Origin of the sequence: Corynebacterium choanae (assembly GCF_003813965.1) — a bacterium.
Taxonomy (GTDB): domain Bacteria; phylum Actinomycetota; class Actinomycetes; order Mycobacteriales; family Mycobacteriaceae; genus Corynebacterium; species Corynebacterium choanae.
In genome coordinates this window covers 2,009,035-2,032,427 of the sequence record NZ_CP033896.1, presented here as the reverse complement: position 1 = coordinate 2,032,427, position 23,393 = coordinate 2,009,035, and the positions used below count along the sequence as shown (strand labels likewise).

Annotated in this window: 16 protein-coding genes and 1 other RNA gene; 10 read left to right on the top strand and 7 right to left on the bottom strand. The window is 56.4% G+C overall.

Features of this window, described 5'->3' with window-relative positions:
* Positions 1 to 44 precede the first annotated feature (44 nt).
* From CCHOA_RS07320 to rnpB, 5 genes are all read left to right on the top strand, one after another.
* Positions 45 to 1,136 carry an aminotransferase class I/II-fold pyridoxal phosphate-dependent enzyme gene (locus CCHOA_RS07320; RefSeq protein WP_123928876.1) on the top strand — a complete coding sequence of 364 codons (1,092 nt, stop codon included), beginning with the start codon at positions 45 to 47 and terminating at the stop codon, positions 1,134 to 1,136.
* Positions 1,137 to 1,298: 162 nt separating this feature from the next.
* Complete coding sequence (locus tag CCHOA_RS07315) at positions 1,299 to 2,447, top strand: Nif3-like dinuclear metal center hexameric protein (protein ID WP_123928873.1); 1,149 nt, start codon at positions 1,299 to 1,301, stop codon at positions 2,445 to 2,447.
* Between the two features lie 170 nt (positions 2,448 to 2,617).
* Positions 2,618 to 3,331: a C4-type zinc ribbon domain-containing protein gene (locus CCHOA_RS07310; RefSeq protein ID WP_123928870.1), complete on the top strand. Its 714-nt coding sequence runs from the start codon at positions 2,618 to 2,620 to the stop codon at positions 3,329 to 3,331.
* A gap of 27 nt (positions 3,332 to 3,358) precedes the next feature.
* Positions 3,359 to 4,828 (top strand): bifunctional RNase H/acid phosphatase, encoded by a 1,470-nt coding sequence (locus CCHOA_RS07305; RefSeq protein ID WP_123928867.1) that lies wholly within the window; start codon positions 3,359 to 3,361, stop codon positions 4,826 to 4,828.
* A gap of 92 nt (positions 4,829 to 4,920) precedes the next feature.
* Positions 4,921 to 5,447, top strand: an RNA gene (rnpB, locus tag CCHOA_RS07300) — RNase P RNA component class A.
* Positions 5,448 to 5,552: 105 nt separating this feature from the next.
* Here the strand turns inward: rnpB and CCHOA_RS07295 are convergent.
* Positions 5,553 to 6,857: a GHMP family kinase ATP-binding protein gene (locus CCHOA_RS07295; protein ID WP_206425778.1), complete on the bottom strand. Its 1,305-nt coding sequence runs from the start codon at positions 6,855 to 6,857 to the stop codon at positions 5,553 to 5,555.
* A gap of 209 nt (positions 6,858 to 7,066) precedes the next feature.
* Here CCHOA_RS07295 and CCHOA_RS07290 point away from each other — a divergent pair, with 209 nt between their 5' ends.
* A complete protein-coding gene (locus tag CCHOA_RS07290) occupies positions 7,067 to 7,261 on the top strand; it encodes a hypothetical protein (protein ID WP_123928862.1) in 195 nt (64 codons plus the stop codon).
* 1,487 nt (positions 7,262 to 8,748) lie between these two features.
* On the opposite strand, the gene CCHOA_RS07285 is transcribed toward CCHOA_RS07290, so the two are convergent.
* Both CCHOA_RS07285 and pip read right to left on the bottom strand, forming a co-directional pair.
* Positions 8,749 to 10,470: a CYTH and CHAD domain-containing protein gene (locus CCHOA_RS07285; RefSeq protein ID WP_123928859.1), complete on the bottom strand. Its 1,722-nt coding sequence runs from the start codon at positions 10,468 to 10,470 to the stop codon at positions 8,749 to 8,751.
* A gap of 79 nt (positions 10,471 to 10,549) precedes the next feature.
* Positions 10,550 to 11,584 (bottom strand): prolyl aminopeptidase, encoded by a 1,035-nt coding sequence (gene pip, locus CCHOA_RS07280; RefSeq protein WP_281273262.1) that lies wholly within the window; start codon positions 11,582 to 11,584, stop codon positions 10,550 to 10,552.
* A 261-nt stretch (positions 11,585 to 11,845) separates the two neighbouring features.
* On the opposite strand from pip, the gene CCHOA_RS07275 reads away from it, so the two are divergent.
* The 3 genes from CCHOA_RS07275 to CCHOA_RS07265 all read left to right on the top strand — a co-directional run bounded on the left by CCHOA_RS07275 (position 11,846) and on the right by CCHOA_RS07265 (position 17,785).
* On the top strand, positions 11,846 to 13,186 hold the full coding sequence (locus CCHOA_RS07275; RefSeq protein WP_123928856.1) for a glutamine synthetase family protein: 1,341 nt from the start codon (positions 11,846 to 11,848) through the stop codon (positions 13,184 to 13,186).
* Positions 13,117 to 16,572, top strand: coding sequence for a bifunctional [glutamine synthetase] adenylyltransferase/[glutamine synthetase]-adenylyl-L-tyrosine phosphorylase (locus CCHOA_RS07270; RefSeq protein WP_123928852.1), 3,456 nt, complete (start codon positions 13,117 to 13,119; stop codon positions 16,570 to 16,572). The genes CCHOA_RS07275 and CCHOA_RS07270 overlap by 70 nt, the downstream gene beginning before the upstream one ends.
* Positions 16,573 to 16,795: 223 nt before the next feature.
* Positions 16,796 to 17,785: a hypothetical protein gene (locus tag CCHOA_RS07265; RefSeq protein ID WP_123928850.1), complete on the top strand. Its 990-nt coding sequence runs from the start codon at positions 16,796 to 16,798 to the stop codon at positions 17,783 to 17,785.
* Positions 17,786 to 18,576: 791 nt separating this feature from the next.
* Here CCHOA_RS07265 and CCHOA_RS07260 read toward each other — a convergent pair.
* From CCHOA_RS07260 to glnA, 3 genes are all read right to left on the bottom strand, one after another.
* Positions 18,577 to 19,005, bottom strand: a complete 429-nt coding sequence (locus CCHOA_RS07260) for an organic hydroperoxide resistance protein (RefSeq protein WP_123928847.1) — start codon at positions 19,003 to 19,005, stop codon at positions 18,577 to 18,579.
* 280 nt (positions 19,006 to 19,285) lie between these two features.
* Entirely contained in the window at positions 19,286 to 20,218 is a 933-nt protein-coding gene (locus CCHOA_RS07255) for a nucleoside hydrolase (protein ID WP_123928844.1), read from the bottom strand.
* Between the two features lie 170 nt (positions 20,219 to 20,388).
* Positions 20,389 to 21,819, bottom strand: a complete 1,431-nt coding sequence (gene glnA / locus CCHOA_RS07250; protein WP_377739999.1) for a type I glutamate--ammonia ligase — start codon at positions 21,817 to 21,819, stop codon at positions 20,389 to 20,391.
* Between the two features lie 488 nt (positions 21,820 to 22,307).
* Here glnA and CCHOA_RS07245 point away from each other — a divergent pair, with 488 nt between their 5' ends.
* The gene (locus tag CCHOA_RS07245; protein ID WP_123928838.1) at positions 22,308 to 22,832 is read left to right on the top strand and encodes an RDD family protein; all 525 of its coding nucleotides are present in this window, start codon (positions 22,308 to 22,310) and stop codon (positions 22,830 to 22,832) included.
* A gap of 153 nt (positions 22,833 to 22,985) precedes the next feature.
* On the opposite strand, the gene CCHOA_RS07240 is transcribed toward CCHOA_RS07245, so the two are convergent.
* A complete protein-coding gene (locus CCHOA_RS07240; protein WP_123928835.1) occupies positions 22,986 to 23,393 on the bottom strand; it encodes a hypothetical protein in 408 nt (135 codons plus the stop codon).

Here is a 23,393-nt window from a genome sequence, read left to right as displayed (position 1 = left end):
CATCGGCGCAACGAGACAGCAGTCCATGCGTAGACTTTGCTGCTATGGATATTCAGCGTGCCCGCATCCACGGCGACACGATGGCCGCCGGCGCCAAGCTTGATTTTGCTGTCAATGTGCAACCCATAACCCCGCCGTGGCTGCAGCAGGCGTTGCAAGCACAGGTTGGTTCGCTGGCTGCCTACCCCAGTGCTGCGGCGCTACAAGAGGCAACAGCCCAGCTTGCTGCCTGCTGGAATCTGCCAGCTGATCATGTGCTGCTGGTCAGTGGTGCTGCAGAAGGTTTTCACCTGCTGGGTAACCTTGCCCCAACCCGGGCAGTGACAATCCATCCCACTTTTACCGAGCCTGATGTGGTATTCGCTAGTTTCGGTATTCCCACCACGCGGGTGGCCACCACTGGCAGGCACACTCTTGACGAGCCAGTGATTCCCCTTTCAGACCAGCCAGCTTTGAAGCCTGCACAACCGCAACCGTTGGCCACAGTGGTGGATCACCACACCATGGTGGTTGTTGGTAACCCAACAAATCCCACCGGGGTGCTGCACCGCCGGGACACCTTGCAACAACTGGCGCACAGCGCTCACTATTGCGTCGTCGACGAAGCCTTCCAAGATGCGTGCGACGACACGGAAACCCTCCTCGGCGATGTCACTTCCATCGACGGTTTGATCGTGCTGCGATCATTTACCAAAGGCTACGGGATTGCTGGACTACGTTTAGGGGCCATGGTGGCTGCCCCGCAAATATTGGAAGCGCTGACCAGTCGCCGTCCCCACTGGTCACTGGGCACCTTCCAGATCGCTGCAGCACACGCAATTGCTGAACATATGCACACCACCGGCGAGCATAACCCCTGGCATAACCTGGCATCGGCGCGGGAAGATATGCGAGCCAAGCTCGTTGCTGCTGGCTTCGAAGATCTCTCACCCCACAGTGTTGCCCCATATCTGTGGATGGTTCCGCCGACGAACGATCCTGCGGGGCTGGCTCAACAACTCGCCGCCGAAGCTCGTATTGCGGTGCGAACCTGCGATTCATTCTTTGGCGTAAACCGCCCCAGTTGGCGCCTTGCGGTGCGCCCCGCAGCACAGGTCGCCACCTTGATCCAAGCAGTACACCGCTGTTGTCTGTAGCCATGCATGCGGCATCCGGGAAAACTACTGAAGTCGATTGCACCCATCCGACCGCTACAGCGTGCTGCAAACCCCACAGCTTCTCGCCGATGCCTACACTGCAATATATTGCAGGGATAACCATGCACACTGTGTATCACCGATATTTGGAGGCGAGCAGCAATGACTACTGTCGGCGACATTCGAACCATCATGGATACCGCATATCCGCCCCACTTAGCAGAATCCTGGGATAAAGTTGGCTTGATCTGCGGTGATCCTGCGGCGGAAGTTCGACATGTGGTGTTTGCCCTGGACTGCACCGATGCGGTGGTACAGGCGGCAATCGATGCCGGTGCCCAAATGATCATCACGCACCATCCGTTATTGCTGAAATCTGTGACAAGTGTTGCCGCAGACACCCCGAAAGGGCGGGTGATCCACCGCCTGATCCAGGAAAACATTGCCCTGTTTGCGGCGCATACCAATGCCGATAGTGCCCGGGGTGGTGTAAACGATGTGTTAGCAGAAACACTCGGGTTGATCCCGGGAGCCTCCCTGTCAACAGTGGGAGAGCCCCACATTGATCGGTGGACAGTGATGGTGCCGCTCGATGCTGCTGAAGCAGTCAAGCAGGCCATGTTCGCTGCCGGGGCAGGCAGCATTGGTACCTACACTGACTGTGCTTTTAGCGTGGTCGGGGAAGGACAATTCACCCCAACCGAGGCAGCAAATCCAACTATTGGCCAAGCCAATGTTGCCGAAACCGTGGCAGAACAGCGCATCACGATGATTGCTCCCCGGCATGCCCGGCACGAAATCTATGCGGCAATGGTCAAAGCCCACCCGTATGAGGTAGTGGCACATGAGTGTGTCACCTTGAACAACACCACCCCGCCAGAAGAACAAACCGGTATTGGTCGGATTTGTAGCTTGCCGGAACCGATGACGTTTGCTGAGTTTGTGCAGCAGGTTGCCGACCGGCTGCCGACTACCGTCTGGGGGGTGCGTGCTGCGGGCGACCCTGCGAAGATGGTACACACTGTGGCTGTTGCCTCAGGGGCTGGCGATAGTTTTCTCGACCAGGTTGCGCGCAGCGGGGTAGACGCTTTTGTCACCAGTGACCTGCGGCATCATCCAGTCGATGAATATTTGCGCGCCGGGGGTCCGGCCATTATTGACACAGCCCATTGGGCAAGTGAATCACCATGGTTGGCCTCGGCTGCGAAACTTCTCGAAGAAAACGCTAAGGTGCAGACCACCGTGTTGGATGTCCGCACTGATCCGTGGACGATCAGTGCACATTCACAGGATGCCCAGCAAGCTCAGTAAATCCCGCCACTGGTGCGGCGTATTCTGGTTGCTTTGGCCGGGTACACTACCATCAGCTGACTGTTTCTGTGGAACACCGATTGTGTATTGCGGGCAACCGGTGCAGACTCGAAGTTTTCAATGCACAGTCGGCAACTATTCACCATTTTCGAAAGGATCGTGCATAACCCGTGCAGCTTCCCCGCCATCAACAGCGTCTTCTCATCGAGATTGCCAGCGCCTACACTGCGATTGCTCGGTTGACAGACCCCGAGTCAAGCCCTGCAAAGCAGGAACTCAACAAGCTGATCGCCGAACGGGCCGCCCGCAGTGAAGCTGCCGCCGGTGGCAGTCTTGACGCAGAGTTTTCCGCCTCCCAAGTCGCACGGCTTGAAACCGATCTCATGAATTTGCGGCGTCGCCTGCAAGCCAATGAACGCACGCTGCAGTCCAGCACTGATGAGCGTGTCCGTAAAGATGCCCATCACGATCTACAATCCACGAAACGTCTTATTGCAGAGCATCAAGACAAGCTGCAGACTGCGCAGGCAGCCTTGGAGGCTCAACAACAGCAAGGCGGATCTGCTGCTGAAAAAGCAGAGCTGGCGGCGAAAATTGCGGCTGCAAAAACACGGTGGAAGGAAGAAAAACAGCAGCTTGACAGTAAACGGCAAGAAGCTGAAGCACATCTGGAAGGCTTGCTTGACACCCTGCCTGCACAGGATGCCGACGAGTTGCGAGCGCAGCAAAAAGTGACCGGTGTATGCGCGGTAGCGTTTACCACGCGCACCTGTTTTGGCTGCCACATGCTGCTTTCCCCCGCGGAGATTTCCGCTATCAAGCAGGTGCCAGCCGACGAGGTTGCACGCTGTCCACAGTGCGGCACCTTCCTGGTGCGGGACTAGGGAATTGTGGCGGCAGATGGAGTAACGATGAAAGTTATTATTCATGCTGACGGTGGTTCCCGGGGCAATCCCGGGCCTGCCGGGGCAGGATCAGTACTTTCCACCAGTGCTGGGGATACGCTGGTGGCCATTGCCCAATATGTGGGCAAAGCGACCAATAATGTCGCCGAATATCAGGGATTGATTAATGCGCTGACTGCTGCAGCGCATATGCAAGCCACCGAGGTGGCATGTTTCCTGGATTCGAAACTTGTGGTGGAGCAAATGTCTGGCCGGTGGAAGGTGAAAAACCCTACCATGCAGCAATATCACGCTTTGGCACAGCAACTCGTGAAGCATTTTGCAAAGGCAACTTTTCGGTGGATTCCACGCAACGAAAACGCTACAGCTGACAGACTGGCCAACATTGCCATGGATCAATCCCGGGCTGCTGCACGAACCGGCGGGTTTGTGATGTTAGATGATGATGAACAAGCTCCCGGCGGGCAGCATTATGTGCAGCTGTTGATCGATCAGGTTCCGGTTCCCACCGCAGGGGCGAGTCACACGCGACGCGTCTCCAAGAAGGCTGCATCCCATCAAGGATCTGCCCGACCTGCTGCTGAGGATACGAAGAAAAACGGTGCTGCCAGACCAGATTCGGATGAACTGAGTTTGTTTGATGACTTTACTAAGACAGCACAGCCAGCTCGGGGGCAAAACACTGCTGCAGCAGCACAGGCGGATGCTGCCAAGGCAGACAATGGTGATGGCAACAGTGCAGTAAGCGAACCTGCTCCACAGGAGGTGATGGCGCCACTTGGGGACACCGCGGATGCGACTGAGAGCAGTACAGATACCGGCCATGCGCCGGTGATGCAGCCTGTTACGCTGCTGTTGTGCCGCCACGGTGAAACGGTGCACACGCAACAGGGGCGCTATTCCGGTGGGGGAAGTGACCCTGATCTCACAGAGCGTGGTGTGATGCAAGCTCATCTCGTGGCCGCCCGGCTCCTTGCCGATACTGCAACTGGGTGGCGGTGGACTTCGATTGATCAGATTTGGTCCTCCCCGCTGCGCCGTGCACAACACACCGCACAGGTGGTGGCGCAGGCTTTAGGTGTCGCGAAGCTCAGCACTACTGCGGCGCTCGCGGAGATGGATTTCGGATCATTCGACGGGAAAACGTTTGCCGAAGCACAGCAGCTGGATGCGGTGGCACACAATGCGATGATGCAGGATCCGACGGCGCCTTGTCCCGCTGGGGAATCGGTAGCTGACGTGCAGGAGCGGGTGGATGCGTTTATCGATTCGTTGGCGCAAGCGGAACCTGGTTCCACCTTTGTGTTGGTCAGTCATGTAGGACCGCTGAAAGCTATTGTGCGGCGGGCATTATCGATGCCCTTAACGGCTGGCACAGCCTTGTTAATTGATCCTGCTTCGGTGAGTGTCGTGCAGTTGTATGCTGATGGTCCTGCCTCGGTGCTGGTGGTCAATGACACAGCCCATTTGCGTTGATTGCAGATGGGTTAGGGTTGCTGTATTTGGATGCTTGGTCTGCGAGGTTCGCCCTCGTGCGCTGTTGCACAGTATGATGGTCGCTTAGCGAATGAGTCGGTTGGGCGAACGCGACTAGGCCGGTATCGCCGTGTGTTTCTGCTGGGCATTGGGGCAACCTGGTGTTGGATGCTGGGCCACGGAGTGACCGGGAGTCGAGGAAAGTCCGGACTCCTGCCAACAACGGTGATTGTTAACGGCAATCCAGGGTGACCTGCGGGCTAGTGCAACAGAAAGTAGACCGCCAAGGAAACTTGGTAAGGGTGAAAGGGTGCGGTAAGAGCGCACCAGTGCGGTAGGTGACTGCTGTAGCTTGGTAAACCCCACCGGGAGCAATGGAAGAGGTCGCCTGGTTCTTTTCGAAGGTCGGGTGGCTGCGCCCCAGCAGTGACTGTTCTGCCCAGGCTATGCCTGGGGGAGGGTTCACGAATGTTGGCTTCGTGGCAGCGTGAAGCTGCCACTGGGGCGGGTTCACTGCTTGAGATGCCCCGGCAACGGGGCATCCAGATGGATGTTCGCCACGATGGTGCCGCCTGGCGGCGTCATCGGACAGAATCCGGCTTATAGACTGGCTCATTCGCGCGATCAATACTTCCTCACTGGGGAAGCGACGATGCTCTGGCCGGGTGCGGTGCACACTAGAAGGATCAACCACCGGTGTTGAGCCGACCGAATACGAGTTGGTCTAGTTTCGTTGCCGCAGCTGACGACCCTCACCTGGTGCCCCCGGTGCGACCACATGTACGTCGCCATAGGCGGCAAGTTGATCAACTACTTCAGGGAGGCGTTCCCGCAAGACCCACACCACTTGCGCATCAACTAATCCCCACGCCGCTGGACGTACAGCAGACACTCCACAGGACAATAGTTCGTCAACCAACGGGGCTTGTCCGGTGAGCGCCCACTGATTGGCTATTCCTTGCTGGGATTGTTGGAGTAAGGCAAGTGCTTGGCTCTCCCCGCGGGAACGGGTGAGTGCTGCAAATTCTGTGGCGCGTGACGCTTCGCTGAGTGCGAGCTGTAGCCATTGGCTCGCTTCGGTTTCCAGTGGTGTGCCGGCGGTGCCACGCACCTCCCGAACAGCGGCCAACCAGTCAATGATGCGCTCATTCGCATCGGGCAGTTGCAGGAGTGACGACAGGAGAAACGCCTGTTGTGCGGCTTGGAAAAAATCTGCCCGGCGTTGATATTCCTTGCGGGACACGGTGCGATCGCGGGCAGCCAGTGAGCCGTTGATCACTAACATCTCCCATTCTTCCATCATCGGATCGGGGAGTGGTTCAACAGCTTCCACAGCCTGCTGTACCAGGCATGCCCGTGCCGCGAATCCACGCAAAATGGTGGCGATTCGATACCGTTGCAACGGGATTTGTACCACCGTCAGTGGCGTGAGCATTGCCACGTCGATGAGTTTGGTTCGGGTCGTGACATCAGGTTCGCCGTTATACAACTCTTGCATTGCCAGCAGCAAGGCACACACTAACGCCTCGTGTTCGCCTAAGCCGCTGCCGGCGGGAATCTCAGAGATGATGGTGACATCAAAGCCGTGTACATCGCGGGGCAAATGCTGTTTGTAGATCAAGTTCGTCACGAGACCGACGACAAAATCCGCCAGGGTTACCGTTTCTGCGACAGTGGTCTCTGGCGCGGCACCATTCCACGGCAGGATTCCCCCAGCCCGCTGTGGGGCTTTTAGGGAAGGCGTGACGCTGAGTAGATCTGCGGGCATCCGGGAGGTGGAAGTTGTTGCTGCTTGAAAAAACGGCTTCGAGGAGGTGACCCGTACCTCGTCGTCGTGTCGGCGACTGACCGCAACAGTGACATGCCGTTGGCCTAAGGCAGCGACCACGGTGCCGCCCAGCAGATCTGACTGGTCACCAATAATCCCCACTGTTTCCGGGGCAATAGCTACCGCATCAGGCTCACAGCCGACGCGTTGCTGGTGGGTTTCGGAGATATTGACAATCGACGTGTCGAAGGCAGAAGTCACACAAGACATCATAGGGAATGTTGTGCATTATTGGCCGGTTGCCGCAACGAGTGGTGATGTTGCACGTGAAAAACCCGTAGCCGGAAGCGGGCTACTATGCTGGATAACAGTTGTGCTGTGCTGCAACCCGGCAGCGTGACCGATTGACGGTGATGCACCCCCTTGCAGCCAGCACATGCTAACCAGACAGCCAACCGGTGAAGGAAAACATGAGCAACGCTGACGACAAGTGGTACTACAACCTGGAGACCAAAGAAGTGGTGCAGGGCAAGCAGATCGGCTGGACCGATCGGATGGGACCTTATGACACCCGCGAAGAAGCAGAACATGCCCTTCAGATCGCACATGAACGCAATGAGCAAGCTGACGCCTACGACGAGCAGGATGAAAGCTGGGATAGCTAGCAGGCGTCCATCTGGTGCCGCGTACGCGCCGTCTGTGAGTGGTTGACTCTTGCAGATGGCGCGTTGCGCGTTCCGGGGGAGTATGCACCGTCGTTGCGATGGGCAACAATGACCAATGGCCACCAACGTTGTTACGCCTGGGAAGCGCAACATCGTTGGTGGCCATCTCTTTGGTGATGCATAACACCACCGTCATACCTCAAGGTGCGTGAACAGAACTAGAGTGTTTCTATTACCTGCGGTGACGGTATTGGGAGGTACCGTCGCAGCCTCAATGCAATAAACACTCTCGTTCGTCCAGTGTTGTATGACTTGTTTAGGTCTGATGAAAGATCGATAACCGGTCGTCTCGTTTGGCAGCTTGGGATTGGTACCACATTGGGAGCAGCAACGGTTTTTTAAAAAGTGGGAGCCTTAAAGACCGTTGCTTGTGTTACCGCTGACCAGTGGGAGCACGAGAGCTGTTTGCAATCAAATCAATCTGGAAGAAAAACATTGGAAGGTATGAAGTTTGCAAAGGTATCGCTGCCGGTTGTGAACGCTCCGCTCAGGTTGGGAGTCCTGGGCGTTAACTGGAGCGCCGCCGGTAGCAATCAAGGCGAATGATGTTTGCCTTTGCCTACAACACTATCTCAATAACGTGAAATATCCATCTTTGGAAAGCCGGCGGGGGTAATTTTGATGAATATAGACAAAGGTGCAGGTAGTTCGATGTTTCTTTGCCCCAGTCGCAGGGGTCGGATTGTTGTTGTGTGAACCTTTGTGAGTTATTAGTTTTGCTAGCGGTAGTAAATATGGGGCGAAATTTGGGGAACTGCCTGCGAAAACGTGGGGGAAAACTAGTTGTGGGGGCAAAAATAACGTTTCACCACCCCCGAGGTGGACATTTGGCAACTTTAGAATGTGTGAATAGTGGGAGTTGGCTGGTTGTATTGGGAGTCCGGCGGGCGGTTTGGGGTGGGATGGTCACCACTATTGGTGTCGGGAAAATTTAGAAAACGCACTGGTTGTCGTGGCTTATGTGACTGTTGTGACAGCCCTTGGAGGGGGTGGTTGTCGACATGAATAGTTTTCCCGTCGAAAGTGATACCCCCGTGTGAGTGGCCGCCCGTGGGCGAAGGTTCAGTGCGACAGGTCCTATGTGGCGATTTTTGGCGTAGTGTTGCGTTTTGTGTCCGCTGGCAAGTCTGGTGAATGTGGTTTACATCACTATCTGTAAAGTCCCAGTTCATAGCCCTGTCGTGAACTGGCATGCAATGAAAAAATACCCCCGATCGCCGGTTCGTGGGGGTAATACCGGCATCCCACCCAAGTCTTCCGAACCACAGTGCTGCCGCAGCTCACAGCAAAACGCCGCCGCACAGGTTAGTACCCTGCACGACGACGCTGCCTTACCACGTTGCAATAGTTACTGCTGCATGTCCCTGCCCACCAGAGCCGCCTGCAGCCCCACACTATGCGGAAGCGTTACCCTGTTTCGCTTTGCCTTAGTTGTGCTTCTTCTTTTTCTTACGTCGTTTTTTCTTGTCTTGGGGTTGCGTGTCCTTGCCAGCTTTCGAGCGTTTTTTGGTTGCTTTCACCTGCTTCGCGGGGGTTTCCGCCAGCTTGCGCTGAAGTTTCCGGGCAACTTTGTTAAACGCTTTGTCGGTGGCGTGCAACGCATCGTCTAAGCCAGACAGTGCCGACTCACCATTGCTGCGAATCTGTTCCGACAACACCCCCAACGTAAAGGTGTTGTGCAAACATTCGTGCGCCTCGGCGGCCGCGTCCGCCAATAACGCCCGAACAGTGACGGAATCCTGGAAGTCCCCCAGCATGTCTTGCAATGCTTTTAACGATCCCAGCAGTTTCTGCGTTTTCGTACCGACAGAAGGGGCAGCAGCCACCGCATATCGGAACTTCTTCACCGCTTTACGAAGCTCGTGCACGGCCTCCTCCCAGCTGTCATGATCGGCGGGCAGCGCCGCGCGAAGATTTTGCTCCAGTGCAGCAGTCCGACGCACAGTGGCGAAACTTGCAGTGAGCTGGGAGAGCAGTTCCCGCTGCAAGGCGTCGTGCTGGCGATCCTGACAATCTGCAAACTCGGCAATAAACGGTGGGGCAGCTACCAGATCGTGGACATCGTCAAGCAACGTGAAATAGTGGTCGCTGCGCAAAAAATCCACAATACGGTAATGCGCGTCACGGTAACGTTGCGCAAGATAGTCGCTAACAAATTTGGTGAGCTCCGCATCGATCGCTACCGAATCCGAATGAGCAAACGCATCTTCAAGAAGCGCCGCCACAACCTCTGCGTCCCGGGCAGCACCCAACAGTCGGGCAAACTGTTGCAGCTGTTTCGCTACCGGCTTCGTTTTGTCGGTTTCAAGCACAGCCGAAAAACATCCCAGCTGGCTGCGCAGACGGCGGGTTGCCACCCGCATCTGATGGACTGCATCGTCGCTATCTTGCCGAACTGCCGGATCCCACCGCAGCATCTGTGCGTAATCATTGCGCAAACTCTGCCCCAGGTCGAAACCATGCTCACCGTGCGAATCCGCAGCCTGCTCTGCAGGGGCGACATGAGTCGTATAGGAGTCGCCTAACGCTTGGCGAAGCTTCGATGGGGAGTCGGCAACAGTAGCCCCAGCAGCTAGCAACAGCTGTGCGGCATGCGCAGCCAGGGTTGTACCGTCGTGGTTGCCGCTGACCGCTGCGGGATGTAATTCAAATTCCCACTCACGCCACTGTTGCGTCACACCGTCAGGCAATAAAGACTCTGACAACACATGATCATCACACAGCTCCGCTATGGATTCGCCGTTTTCGGCATACAGCACGGTGACATGCCGCTCGTTGGCAACCGTCGCAATAGGAAAAACCTGCCGGCCACGCAACAATCCGGCAAGAGCATCGGCAATAACCGCCGGCGGATCGACTGCTTGACCCTTCTCCGGTTCATCCCCCAATGGGGCATGTAACTCGAGACGCGAATCACCTGCCGGAAGCTTCACATGCCAACCACTATCTGTGCCTCCCACTCGCCGCCGCAGCGTGATCTTTGCCCGAGTTAACACAAAGTCATCGGTGTCAAAATAGGTTGCAAACAGCTGCTGGGGAGGCTGATCAGCACCATGATCAACCCCCGGCAAACACTCCAGATGAGGCACAGGCAGATCATCGGCGACTGCAAACTTTGTTTCAACTTCAACCTGGCGGGAAAGAGACATACCTCCAGTTGTAGCAGTTTCTTCTCCGCATATTCGGCAAATCACACCAAAACCTGCTGCTGGCAGCAGCAAGCGGCGGCTAAGACAGCAACGTGGTGGCGAACCGGTCGGTAGCTTCTACCAATGCTTTCGCATTTGCCGGCTCCATTGCCGCATGTCCAGCATCAGGGGTGATCTGCAATGTAGCTTCCGGCCACAGTTTGGCCAACTGCCACGCGGAAATCGCCGGACACACCACGTCATAGCGTCCTTGCACAATCACCGCAGGGATATGGCGAATACGGTCAACTGTTTCCGGTTTCAGCAGATACCCATCTTCGAAAAATCCGCCGTTGACAAAGTAATGATTCTCGATGCGGGCAAATGCTATGTCGAAACGCTCCTGCCCATGGTCGCCTAAATCCTGTGGAATATGCAGTCGAGACGTGCTGCCCTCCCACACTGACCATGCCCTTGCCGCACGGGCAACCACCTGACGATCATCGTCATGCAGCAACTCGTGATAGACACCAATAAGATCCACACCGTCGAGGTGGGTGCGGCCATGCTGATCCGTAGCACTTGGGCGCAGCGCAGCATCAATCGGGGCAAGATATTCCTGCCACTGCTCCGGGAACAGATGCGCTGCACCACCGTTATAGTAAAAATCCAGCTCGCTGCGGCGAAGTAAGAAAATACCCCGCAACACGAGCGCCTTTACCCGGTCAGGATGTTCCGCAGCATACGTCAGTGCCAGCGTCGACCCCCACGAACCACCAAACACCAACCATTCATCGATCCCCAGATGGGTGCGCAGCCGTTCGAGATCTGCCACCAAATGCCAAGTGGTATTTACTGCCAAGTTCGCCGCCACATCAACATCTGGATCGGCAATATTCGGAGTTGAATTGCCACAGCCCCGCTGGTCAAACAACACCACCCGATAGCGTGCCGGATCGAAAAACTCCCGATACTGGGCAGTTATTCCACCGCCCGGACCGCCATGGATAAACACCGCCGGCAAACCAGCAGGGTTGCCAACCTGCTCATAGTAGAGCGACTGGCCGTCACCCACATCAAGCATGCCCGAATCAAACGGCTCTGGTGCATCGTAAAGAAAAGGGAACGTAGCCAAAGTGCAAACATCCTCGAACAGTGTGATGGAAAACAACAACAAATAGACAACGATGGACAGCAAACTTCACCCGGTGAACTTGGCACCCCAAAACACTGTCCAGCGGTGCCACAGCTGTAACTGTATTCCTCCTCCGTGCACCTGCCAATCAGCCGTTCACGCCATGCCCCGCGATGCACGCCGCTGCGATCACGTCACCACCCGAGACGGGGGTAGTTCACTCAACCACCGGGCCGACAACGTCAACTAGGGTTAGAAACCATGGATTCGCAAGTGGAATATGTGCTGCGCACCGTCGAAGAACGCGACATACGTTTTATCCGGCTATGGTTTACCGATATTCTCGGAATACTGAAATCAGTGGCAGTCGCCCCTGCCGAACTTGAGGGCGCATTCGAAGACGGCATAGGTTTCGACGGCTCCGCCATCGAAGGGTTTTCCCGCATCAGCGAAGCAGACACCCTCTGCCTGCCGGATCCCTCCACCTTCCAAGTGCTGCCATTTGACCGCACCTCCCAAAATCTTCATCAGGCACGCATGTTCTGCGACATCGCCATGCCTGACGGACAGCCATCGATCGCAGATCCTCGCCACGTCCTCCGCAAACAAGTAGCAGCCGCCGCGAAACAAGGATTCACCTGCAACATTCACCCAGAAATCGAGTTTTTCCTCGTGAAAAGCCTCGACACCGACGGTCGCGAACCTGTCGCCACCGACACCGGCGGCTACTTTGATCAGGCCGTCCACGACGAAGCACCCCATTTCCGATCGGAAGCAATCCACGCTTTGGAATCAATGGGTATCCCAGTGGAATTCTCCCATCACGAAACCGCCCCCGGGCAGCAAGAAATCGACCTTCGGCATGCCGATGTGCTCACCATGAGTGACACCATCATGACGTTCCGCTACGTCATCAAACAGATCGCCCTGCAAAATAATGTGCGCGCCACGTTTATGCCGAAACCCTTCGCAGACCACGCCGGCTCCGGGATGCACACCCACATTTCCCTATTCGAAGGGGAAACCAACGCGTTTCACGACCCCGATGACGAATTCAACCTCTCAACTACCGCCCGCCAATTCATCGCCGGCGTCGTTCACCACGCCCCGGAGATCTCCGCTGTCACCAACCAGTGGGTGAACTCGTATAAACGCATCGTCTTCGGCAACGAAGCACCCACCGCTGCCACCTGGGGGGTATCGAATCGTTCCGCACTGGTGCGCGTCCCCACCTATCGGCCAGGCAAAGTGGCATCTCGCCGAGTAGAGATCCGCAATATTGACTCAGCCTGCAACCCCTATCTTGCCTACGCAGTCATAATGGCCGCAGGCCTGCGCGGTATTGCCCAAGGCTACGAACTCGACGACCCAGCAGAAGATGATATTTCCGCATTGACCCGGCGCGAACGGCTCGCCCTGGGATATCAGGATCTTCCAACCTCCCTCGACCATGCGCTGCGGCTTATGGAAAAATCCGAGCTCGTCGCCGACACCCTCGGCGAACATGTTTTTGAATTCTTCCTCCGCAACAAATGGCGGGAATGGAACGACTATCAGCGCCAAATCACCCAATGGGAGCTGCGCACCACACTCGACTACTAGTTCGCTTGGTTGCACAATCCACGTACGAGAACCCCATATTTGATTCCATCGGAAGACAAACTATCAGCATGCAGCAGGCACGATCCTCCCGCCGGAGTGTTCCAACACCGGCCGCCCTTGGACTCACCCAGCCCCAAGCACAGCAAGATTTGGAATATCTCGGCTGGAACAATCCCGACTCCGTCGTGCTGCTGTGGGCACTGTCCGGTGTCGGCGACCCGGATCTAGCATTAAATACGTTGGTGCGGTTCTACGACCAACTCGCTTCCACACCAACAGAGCTTGCCGAATGCGACGCCGTCTTGCGGCGTGATCCAACCTTTCGAGTAGTACTGCTTGCACTCCTTGGCGGTTCCCGTGCACTAGGGGATCATCTGGTTGCAAACCCCACATTGTGGCGTACCCTGCTAGAACCTATCCCCGACAGAGCAACCATGTTCGACACGCTGCTGCAAGCGGTTGCCGCAGTACCAATTCCGGCATTGGAGACTTCCACAGTCGAAACAGCGGATCCTGCTACAGGCGAAACGGTTCAGTCGGCTGAGGGGGGCGCGCCGGGCAGGCCGCGGCAGCATGGGCAGGCTGCGGGAAGCTATTTTGCCCACACGACGGGTGCGGCTGCTGTTGCTGCGTTGTCGCGCAGCTATCGGAGTTTGCTGCTGCGTATTGCAGCCCACGATTTGGCTGGTACCTATCTTGCTTCGGTGCGTCGTCCGGGAGTTGCGACGGTGCCGTTTACCACCGTGACGGGGGCGCTTACTGATTTAGCTGACGCAGCTCTTACTGCCAGTTTGGCGGTCGGATTTGGCAGTGTTTTTGCTGACGTCGAAGCAGTGAACTGTCGGATAGCTGTTATTGCTATGGGCAAGTGCGGTGCAGGGGAGTTGAACTATCTCTCCGATGTGGATGTGATTTTTGTCAGCGATCCAGCAGATGCGAAAGCCACTCGGGTAGCTGGTGAAATGATTCGCGTCGGCTCACGGGCATGTTTTGAGATTGATGCTGCCCTGCGGCCGGAGGGAAAACATGGCGCCCTGGTTCGTACCTTGGACAGTCATCTCACCTATTACCAAAAATGGGCAGATACCTGGGAGTTTCAGGCGTTGCTGAAGGCTCGACCGGCAACTGGTGACATGGATTTGGGGCAGGCCTATCTGGCAGCGTTACATCCACTGGTGTGGGAGGCATCGCAGCGGGAATCATTTGTGGAGGACACCCAAGCTATGCGGGCACGGGTGGTTGCCCATGTTCCGGCCGCTGAACAAGATCGGGAACTCAAACTTGGCCGCGGCGGGCTGCGGGATGTTGAGTTCGCGATTCAACTATTGCAGATGGTGCATGGGCGAGTCGATCACACCCTGCGGGTGCGCTCCACGGTCGACGCTATCACCGCTCTCATCGACGGCGGCTATATCGGGAGAGATGACGGGAATACGCTGCTTGCCGCCTATGAAACCATGCGCCTGGTCGAGCATCGTTTACAGCTGCAGCGAGTACGTCGCACCCATACTCTGCCGGAAGCCGCCGACGAACAGCGGTGGCGGTGGCTTGCCCGCTCCAGCGGTATTAGCCCCAATTCGCAGGAAACCTATGCTGCTGCGGCGCAGCGATGGTGGGCGCGCACGCGGCGCAGTGTCGCGGATGTGCACACCAAACTGTTTTATCGGCCGCTGCTGAAGTCTGTGGTGGCACTTGATGCGGACACGTTACGGCTCACCCCGGCTGCCGCGCAGCGACAATTCGCGGTATTGGGCTATCAATTCCCGGACCGGGCATGGGAACATTTGAAATATTTGGCTACCGGTGCCCGCCGGGCAGCGAAAATCCAAGCAATGCTGTTACCCACGTTGCTGGGGTGGCTTTCGGCCACCGCTGATCCCGATGCAGGCCTCCTGAATTATCGGCGGCTGTGCGATGCGGCGAAAGATGATTCATGGTTTTTACGCATGCTCCGCGACGAAGGTATCGTCGGTCGTCGGCTTATGACAATTCTTGGCAACAGCCCCTTTGTGACGGATCTTTTTCTGCAAGCACCCGACATGGTGAAACTGCTCGGCGATGGGGCAGCCGGACCGAAACTGCTTGCCGCCGACTTAGACCATGTCACCACATCGCTGGTGTCTACCGCACTTCGCCACGGTCACACCGATAGAGCGATCGCCGCAGCTCGTTCGCTGCGCCGTCGGGAACTCGCCCGAATTGCTGCAGCCGATCTGCTTGGCATGATGCAGGTGGAAGACGTATGCCATGCGCTTTCCACCGTATGGGATGCAGTCCTGGAGGCGGCACTCCAAGCCGAAATCAAAGCAGCCCTGCCCGATAGTCGACCCGCGGCAACCAGTGAACAGGAAGCCATCGAAACCATCCAACATCCGGAAACGAATCCGATCGCTGACCATCATGCCCGTGATGACGCAAATCAGTCAGCAGCATTAGCCACTCCCCATTCCGGAGCTGAAGATGTAAGCGAAGAGTTCGCCCCTGATGCGTCAATCGATTTGGCACCCGCTCGCATCGCTGTCATCGGAATGGGTCGCCTTGGCGGTGGTGAACTCGGCTACGGTTCCGATGCGGACGTTATGGTTGTTTGTAAACCATCACCCGGTATCGACGAAACCACAGCCATCAAATGGGCGACCCGCATCATCGACCGGATGCGACGACGACTTGCAAAACCCTCCGGCGATCCACCACTGGACGTCGATCTTGGTCTTCGCCCGGAAGGTCGCTCCGGGGCTATTGTTCGCACACTCGAGTCCTACCGGTCATACTATGAGCGGTGGGGCGAAACCTGGGAACTCCAAGCACTCCTGCGGGCGGCACCGGTTGCCGGTGATGCGGAACTTGGCCAAGCCTTTGTGGAGATGATTGACCAATTCCGCTATCCGCACGGGGGTGTGAGTAAGAAAACAGTCCAGCAGGTGCGGCGGATGAAGGCCCGCGTCGATACCGAACGGCTACCCAAAGGCGCTGACCGAAACGTGCACACAAAACTCGGTCGTGGCGCCCTCACCGACATCGAGTGGACGGTGCAACTATTGCAGCTGCAACACGCCGACGCCTACCCGTCCCTGCGGCAACCGTCGACGCTGGCAGTGTTAGACGAGCTCGCAAACCATGCACTTCTCACCACAGAACAAGCAGCACATTTGCGCCAGGCCTGGCTTACCGCCACCAAAGCCCGCAATGCGCTGGTTCTGGTGAAAGGGAAACGACACGACCAGCTGCCCCATCCCGGTCCACAACTCGCGCCGGTGGCAGGTGTTTACGGTTGGGATCCAGCAGATTATCAAGGCTTCTATGAGCACTATTTGCGCACCACCAGACAGGCACGGGCAGTCGTAGACACCGTTTTTTGGGGTGAAGCATCCTCCTTTGAGCCATAACTCACCCTTGCCAGGATGCGGCACCGACGCTGTGTTTCCCCGGCCGCAGGCTCTCCGCCTGCAAGGAATCATTTTCTTGTGTTAGCCGTTATCAAGATACGCCGCTTGCTCCTTTGATACACGACTGCTGGCGGCGCGGAACTGAGCTGCCCCTGCGCTGCAGTCGTGGCTTCCCGACCCGCTCCAAAACTCGATTGACCAACAACATTGCAGAAAAGAGTTGATGAACATCGTGCGTTGCACACTGGTATTTGCGTTCCATAACCCACCGAGTTTCCAAGAGATCACCGACGTGGCAGATACTGTGCGGCAGTTACCTCACGCAACAGTGCACAACATCACCCACCACGACGACGAGCTTCGCGTTGTGGTTGAATACACGCCCGGGAACCACCCGAATAGTGCCCCCAGCACCAACACCAATCCGCTTCTGCAGGCAGTATTCGACAAAACTGCTAATGAAACAACAAGACGTGCGAAAGTCCGCCTTGGTCAACTCTTTGATGACCTAGAAGATCAGGTCAGGCAATATTCTGCAAGCGATCGAACTGCTAGACCAGCTTCTCGCAGCGCAGCGGAACAACAACATCCTCGGCCAGCGCAGCAACCTGCAAATAACGACGAAAGCAATCGGCGCACCGAACACGATGACACTGCTCGCCGTGAGTCGGACTCCGTTTCGGATAGTGTGCTTCGTGATTGGATCGACCAGTCAGCATCGTTGGGGGAGCGGGTAAAAGATGCAGCCCAGCAGCATGCCGACCGGGTGAATGATTTCACTGGTCTGGTCGATGATCTTGCCCGGCGTGCATTTGGTGACACCCCGCAGAAAACCTTCGGCGATATCGGCGAACAATTCCTTGCCTCGTTGCGGAATTTAGGAACCACCAACAGCACCCCGGATATGAAACGAACTGCTGACAGTACGGTTGAGGATGCCGTAATCGTGCCAGACAACCCGGCGGATCTTGTCGATGAACCACAGGCGCCGCGCGACACGACAGCTTGCCAGGCAAGTGATGATTCAGCAGCAGATCGCGGCGAACATAGTGAAGCATCCGACATTGCTGACTCTTCGGCGAATGATTACGGCCGTCATGCCCGTCGATCCGAAGATCATCATCCACGAACCGGGCAAGCTGATGGACGCCCCTCCTGGGGCGGAGTGTGGGATGCGATCCGACCCGAGAACGATGAGAAACCTCAGGATTAATCACTGGCCGACCACACCATCCGGCGCTGCAAACCCGCAGCGGTAGGGGAGTCAAAACTTTGCAGTCTCTTCGGCCAGCGGTAGTTGCTACACATTGATCAACGATGCACCGGCTGGGTGCATACCGCCTTCACCAGGATTGGCAGTTCATGCGAATTATAGGAAGCATGGATTGCCGTTTGGGTGCTCGAGATCGGCAAACCCCTACTGCGGAAGGTCAACGGATCTGCAGCGCGCGATGGCCACAAGAGCAAACCTGGATCGTAAGCAGCAGCATCGACGACTCTCTCTTGACGTGCTGGCTGTGGCTGTAGCTATCCTGCGGTGAACTCATCTGCTTCGGAGTCGAAGTTGCTGCAAGCCTCCAGTGCGCCCACGCAGTACGGTTCAGGCACTGGGGTGGTGTCTCCGGGGCGGACTGTGAAGCGCAACGTTTCCCAACAAGTGTGCTGCAGCGGTACTGCGCACAGATAGCAGATGGGGGTACGTCGGGGTGCGGATCACATTGCGCGATACTGATAATCCCCTCACTGCCTCATGCTGTCGCCTGTGGTGAAGCGTGTTTCGCAGCGCCCGCAAGCATGGTTGCATCAAGTACTTAGACCTATTTTCGGCAAAGAATAGACCCAAGGCGCGGCACAGCGCTAGCGGGGCAACAGGAACAACGACAACACCACCTGCCCCAAAGCAGATCCTGTGGGGCAGGTGGTGGGTTGGTAAATCACGTGTTAGCGCAATCGTGCTACCCGATGCGTATCGCCGGCAACACTACACCGGTGGTCATGCACCGCTTATTCGTCGAAGGATTCAACTGCAACGATTTCGACATCGATATTGTTGCGAGTGGCCTTAGAATACGGGCAAACTTCGTGGGCCTGCTCGGCGAGTTTTTGCACCGTTGCCACATCCAGATTGGCGATAACGACATTGATCTTCGCCGCCAACTGGAAGCCGCCCTCATCCTTGCCTAACGTCACAACAGCGCGCACCTTCGAGCCGGTCGCGTCGATACCTTCACTGTTTGCGACCAGCTTCAAAGCACCGTGGAAGCAGGTTGCATAGGCTGCAGCAAACAGCGACTCCGGGTTTGCAGCATTGCCCTGGCCACCAAGTTCCTGCGGTGGACGGACATCGAGATCAACCTGGCCGTCGGAGGAAGCAACATGACCGTCACGGCCGCCACCGGTAGCAATTGCACTTACTGTGTAGAGATCTTCCATGAACACTCCTATATCAATGTGTTGACAACAACATCCGCACGAACATCACCATCAAACCCCGACTCGCCCGCGCACCGGGAGGGACATAATCGTCCAACATTGATCCGGTAGCAACAACGGTGAGCCGACAGCTAGTGACGCACGGATATATTGCCCACTGTAGGGGAAAACGCTTCAAGCCGTCAGGTTCCGCCTGTCAACAGTGCTGCAGCAAGGTTGCTGAGCTGGCACAATGCTGCGGCTTCCCGGGCCTGCCCAGGTGCGGAAAACACCATCCCAGCTACGGGCAGCGGGCGAGGGCTTCTTGCAACGTGGTAAACAGTCGCGTCGCATCGCATCCAGTCGCCACCGTGTGCCGTTCAGGCCACTGCGGAAACGCGCGGAAATCCACCACGGTCATGCCCGCGGTGTAGGTTCCAGCAAGTTCGATCCGAACCGGGGCCTGCGCTGTCGTAAACAGCGTTGGGTCAGCAACATAGGCCACCGCACACACATCATGCAATGGCGGATCATCAAAATCACTCCACTGCTTATAGGCCTGGCGATAGGCTTGCAAAATTTGATCGGCGACGGTCGCAGTCGCGGTGGGAATAGCTGCGATCGCTGACTGGGTTGCGGTGGTTACCAACGCGCGGTGGGTGACATCAAGCCCGATCATTGTTACCGGCCAAGACTGCGAGAACACTACATCGGCGGCTTCTGGATCGGTGTGAATATTAAACTCGGCCACCGGCGTGCAATTACCGGTGTTGTACGCACCACCCATTAACACCACCTCTGCCACGCGGGAAACAATCTCCGGGGATCGTTGCACAGCAGTCGCCAAGTTGGTTAACGGTCCGGTTGCCACCAACGTGATGGTGCCCGGATCGGCATGTAGCACCGTGTCAATAATGAAATCGACGCCATGGGAGGATTCCGCGGTCAACGTCGGATCGTGAGTGAGTCCTTCAATCCCATTTGCGTGAAAGTTTTCCGCACACTCTAGTGGTCGCTGCAACGGACGGTCACAGCCAGGAAACACCTTCACCGGTGACTCCAACAACTTCAACACGTCAAGAGCATTATTCGTGCAGGATTCAAGCGACAGATTACCGCCGACAATACTCACCCCAACAAGCTCTACTCGGGGATCAGCATGCGCGAGCATCAACGCGACAGCATCGTCACGACCAGGATCGCAGTCGAGAATAATTTTTTTCGCATCAACCATGACCGGTTCGCCTTCCTGCGTGGGGACTACAACGTTGTATCAACTGCCAGCATAGGACGAGAGCAACGAGTGTGGCAGCAAAATACGACACCAACTCCGCACCAAGGCGAACCTGCAGCAAAAAGCGCCCACCGGCCGGAGGCGGTGGGCGCAAAGCAAGCAAACTACGTCTAGCAGTCGTAGTAGAGCTCGAATTCTTGCGGTGTCGGACGGAGCCGTACCGGTGTGATTTCGTTGTCGTACTTCAGCTTGATATACGTGTCGATGAGATCATCGGTGAACACATCCCCCTCGGTGAGGAATTCATGATCGTCGGCAAGCGCCTGCAACGACTGCTCCAACGAAGTTGGTGCCTGCGGAATAGTTGCGGCTTCCTCCGGTGGTAATTCGTAGAGATCCTTATCAACTGGGGCATGCGGCTCGATACGGTTTTTAATCCCGTCAAGGCCGGCAAGCATCATCGCCGCAAAACCAAGATATGGGTTACCGGAAGGATCGGGAGCCCTAAATTCGATCCGTTTCGCCTTCGGATTCGATCCGGTGATCGGGATACGCACCGCTGCTGAACGGTTGCGCTGCGAATACACCAAGTTGATTGGAGCTTCGAACCCTGGAACGAGACGATGATACGAGTTCAACGTCGGATTCGTGAAGGCCAACACTGCCCCCGCATGATGCAAAATACCGCCAATATAGTAGCGGGCCATATCCGACAAACCGGCGTAGCCGCTTTCGTCGTGGAACAGTGGCTGACCGTCTTTCCACAGCGACTGGTGCGCGTGCATCCCCGAACCATTATCGCCAGCCAGCGGCTTCGGCATGAACGTCACCGATTTGCCGTTGCGGAACGCCACATTCTTGATGATGTATTTGAAACTTTGCAGATCATCCGCCGCGTGAAGCAGGGTGTTGAACTTGTAGTTGATCTCCTGCTGGCCACCACAGCCCACCTCGTGGTGTGCCCGCTCCAGCTCAAAACCACACGACTGCAATACTTGGCACATTTCGTCGCGCAGATCTTGCACATGGTCATACGGTGCGACAGGGAAGTAGGCGCCCTTCATCCGATTCTTATAGCCCAAGTTAGGGGAACCATCCAGGTTGTGGTCATTACCCCGATTCCACCAGGCCTGCACCGCATCGATTTTATAGTGGCCACTGTGTGCCTCGGTGGCGTAAGAAACTTGGTCAAACACATAAAATTCGGCTTCCGCACCGAAGAAGCAAGTATCTGCAATTCCAGTGGAAGCCAAATATTCTTCCGCTTTGCGCGCCACGTTACGAGGATCGCGCGAAAACGCTTCCCGGGTAAACGGATCGTGCACGAAAAACTTCATATTCAAAGTCTTCGCTTTGCGGAACGGATCAATCTTGGCAGTGGCGAAGTCCGGCAGGAGGTTCATGTCTGATTCGTCAATGCTCATAAAGCCACGAATCGAGGAGCCGTCGAATGCTAACCCTTCTTCGGCTGCGTCCTCGTCAAAAGAAGCAGCTGGAATGGTGAAGTGTTGTTCGATCCCGGGCACATCGGTGAATCGAATGTCGATGAATTCGACGTCGTTGTCGCGAATAAACTGTAAAACATCTTCGGTGGATTGCATGGACACAGTGACTCCTAGGATCGTTTCCAACCGGCTGCCAAGCAACACCAATATCTCATTGATGAAGGTGGGTTGTCAGTTGCGGCGCGAACCGCGGTGCGATGGTTGGGAACGTGCGATGCGATTTTGTCGGTGTGGAAGAAGCGCTTGTGCCACCTAGTGTCGCCAAAGCTCAGCGATAACAATCCGCTCTTACGGCAGTAATGGCGGAAAGGCTGTTGCAAAGTGAGACGTAAGGTGACAGCTCCTTGGGAAACAATCTACCGAATTTCTATCATTCGACCATAATTCTTTTCCCAGGCTGCGGCATGGGGAGGTTTGCTGCAGTACGACAGCACCGCGATACCCTCCAACGGGGGGACACCTGCGGTTTCTTTTTCACACAACGCTGCACATCCCTCACCCGCCACCAGTTGCATGAGAACTCACATTGGTGGCTATGGAAAAAGAGTTGGGGCAACTGCTAACGCTCGGCTAGGTTGGTCACCATGGAAACACCGCGTTCAAGTTGGCTCAACGGGCCGCAACTTTCTGGAGTCGGCGACGACGATCCACACGCACCATCACGCTGGCCCGGGGAGAAACTCGGACTGCCGCGAACCGGTGCGGGGGCATTAGCCAGTGTGATGCGACGTGTCGGCGGTCTCACCATTGACTGGATAATCAGCATGCTTGCCGCACTAGTCATCAGTGGTGAAAACTTGTTTGCACTGTTGAGCGGCAGCTTCGATGTGGATCGCTACAATTCGGCCATAGCCAACATCAACCAATGGACAACGCTCTGTTTCGTCGTTATCGGCACGGTGAGCGTTGCACTGGTGGCGCGCACCCCTGGCCAGGCGCTCATGCGGATGGGAGTGGCACGAATTGACGACGGTGACGCACGCGTCGGACTGTGGCGTGCACTCGTGCGCACGTTCCTCACCATTTTGCTGTTCCCCCCGATTATTGTCGATTCCGACGGGCGGGGTATTCACGATCGACTCACGAAAACAGCAGTAATCCTCGGCTAGTCAAACAATAACTCGGCGAATATCGGAACAGTGACGTCAACAGTGAACGGCCGCGAACCTGTGAGCAAACACCCAGGTTCGCGGCCGTCACTGCCATTGACCACCGAGCAGTTACTTGAGAATAATCAGACACAGCATCGGATCGGTGTGCTGCTATACGGCATTGTGATAGCCGAGTGACTCGTCGATAGAAAGCCGTAGCGAAGAACTCAACACAAAGGCGATGACAATACCCAATCCGAGAAGAATCCATGCCAGCCGCGGCACGCCCACAGCAAAGAAACTTACAGCCACACCGGTTAAACATCCCACCAAAACGGTTCGTAACGTGGCCGCCGGTGAATGACTCCGACCATGCACAGCACCCTCGTAGCAGCCGGCGCACACTAGCACGATCGCGACAACCTGCCACACCCAGCCGGTGAGGGTGAAATCACTGGAAAATCGCAATACATTCAAAGCGATTGCCACCCCAGAACCGAGTGCAGCAACACTGGTGGCACCCGCAATCAACGGCCACCAATGCGGACTAGGTGGGGGAGTAGGGGTCGGAGAAGACAT

What these genes read in the sequence shown, in the direction of transcription:
- CCHOA_RS07285 (WP_123928859.1), bottom strand. Translation starts at nt 10,470, where the DNA reads ATGTCTCTTTCCCGCCAGGTTGAAGTTGAAACAAAGTTTGCAGTCGCC.
- CCHOA_RS07320 (WP_123928876.1), top strand. Translation starts at nt 45, where the DNA reads ATGGATATTCAGCGTGCCCGCATCCACGGCGACACGATGGCCGCCGGC.
- CCHOA_RS07240 (WP_123928835.1), bottom strand. Translation starts at nt 23,393, where the DNA reads ATGTCTTCTCCGACCCCTACTCCCCCACCTAGTCCGCATTGGTGGCCG.
- CCHOA_RS07245 (WP_123928838.1), top strand. Translation starts at nt 22,308, where the DNA reads ATGGAAACACCGCGTTCAAGTTGGCTCAACGGGCCGCAACTTTCTGGA.
- CCHOA_RS07305 (WP_123928867.1), top strand. Translation starts at nt 3,359, where the DNA reads ATGAAAGTTATTATTCATGCTGACGGTGGTTCCCGGGGCAATCCCGGG.
- CCHOA_RS07255 (WP_123928844.1), bottom strand. Translation starts at nt 20,218, where the DNA reads ATGGTTGATGCGAAAAAAATTATTCTCGACTGCGATCCTGGTCGTGAC.
- CCHOA_RS07315 (WP_123928873.1), top strand. Translation starts at nt 1,299, where the DNA reads ATGACTACTGTCGGCGACATTCGAACCATCATGGATACCGCATATCCG.
- CCHOA_RS07265 (WP_123928850.1), top strand. Translation starts at nt 16,796, where the DNA reads ATGAACATCGTGCGTTGCACACTGGTATTTGCGTTCCATAACCCACCG.
- glnA (WP_377739999.1), bottom strand. Translation starts at nt 21,819, where the DNA reads ATGCAATCCACCGAAGATGTTTTACAGTTTATTCGCGACAACGACGTC.
- CCHOA_RS07260 (WP_123928847.1), bottom strand. Translation starts at nt 19,005, where the DNA reads ATGGAAGATCTCTACACAGTAAGTGCAATTGCTACCGGTGGCGGCCGT.
- CCHOA_RS07275 (WP_123928856.1), top strand. Translation starts at nt 11,846, where the DNA reads ATGGATTCGCAAGTGGAATATGTGCTGCGCACCGTCGAAGAACGCGAC.
- CCHOA_RS07270 (WP_123928852.1), top strand. Translation starts at nt 13,117, where the DNA reads ATGGCGGGAATGGAACGACTATCAGCGCCAAATCACCCAATGGGAGCT.
- CCHOA_RS07290 (WP_123928862.1), top strand. Translation starts at nt 7,067, where the DNA reads ATGAGCAACGCTGACGACAAGTGGTACTACAACCTGGAGACCAAAGAA.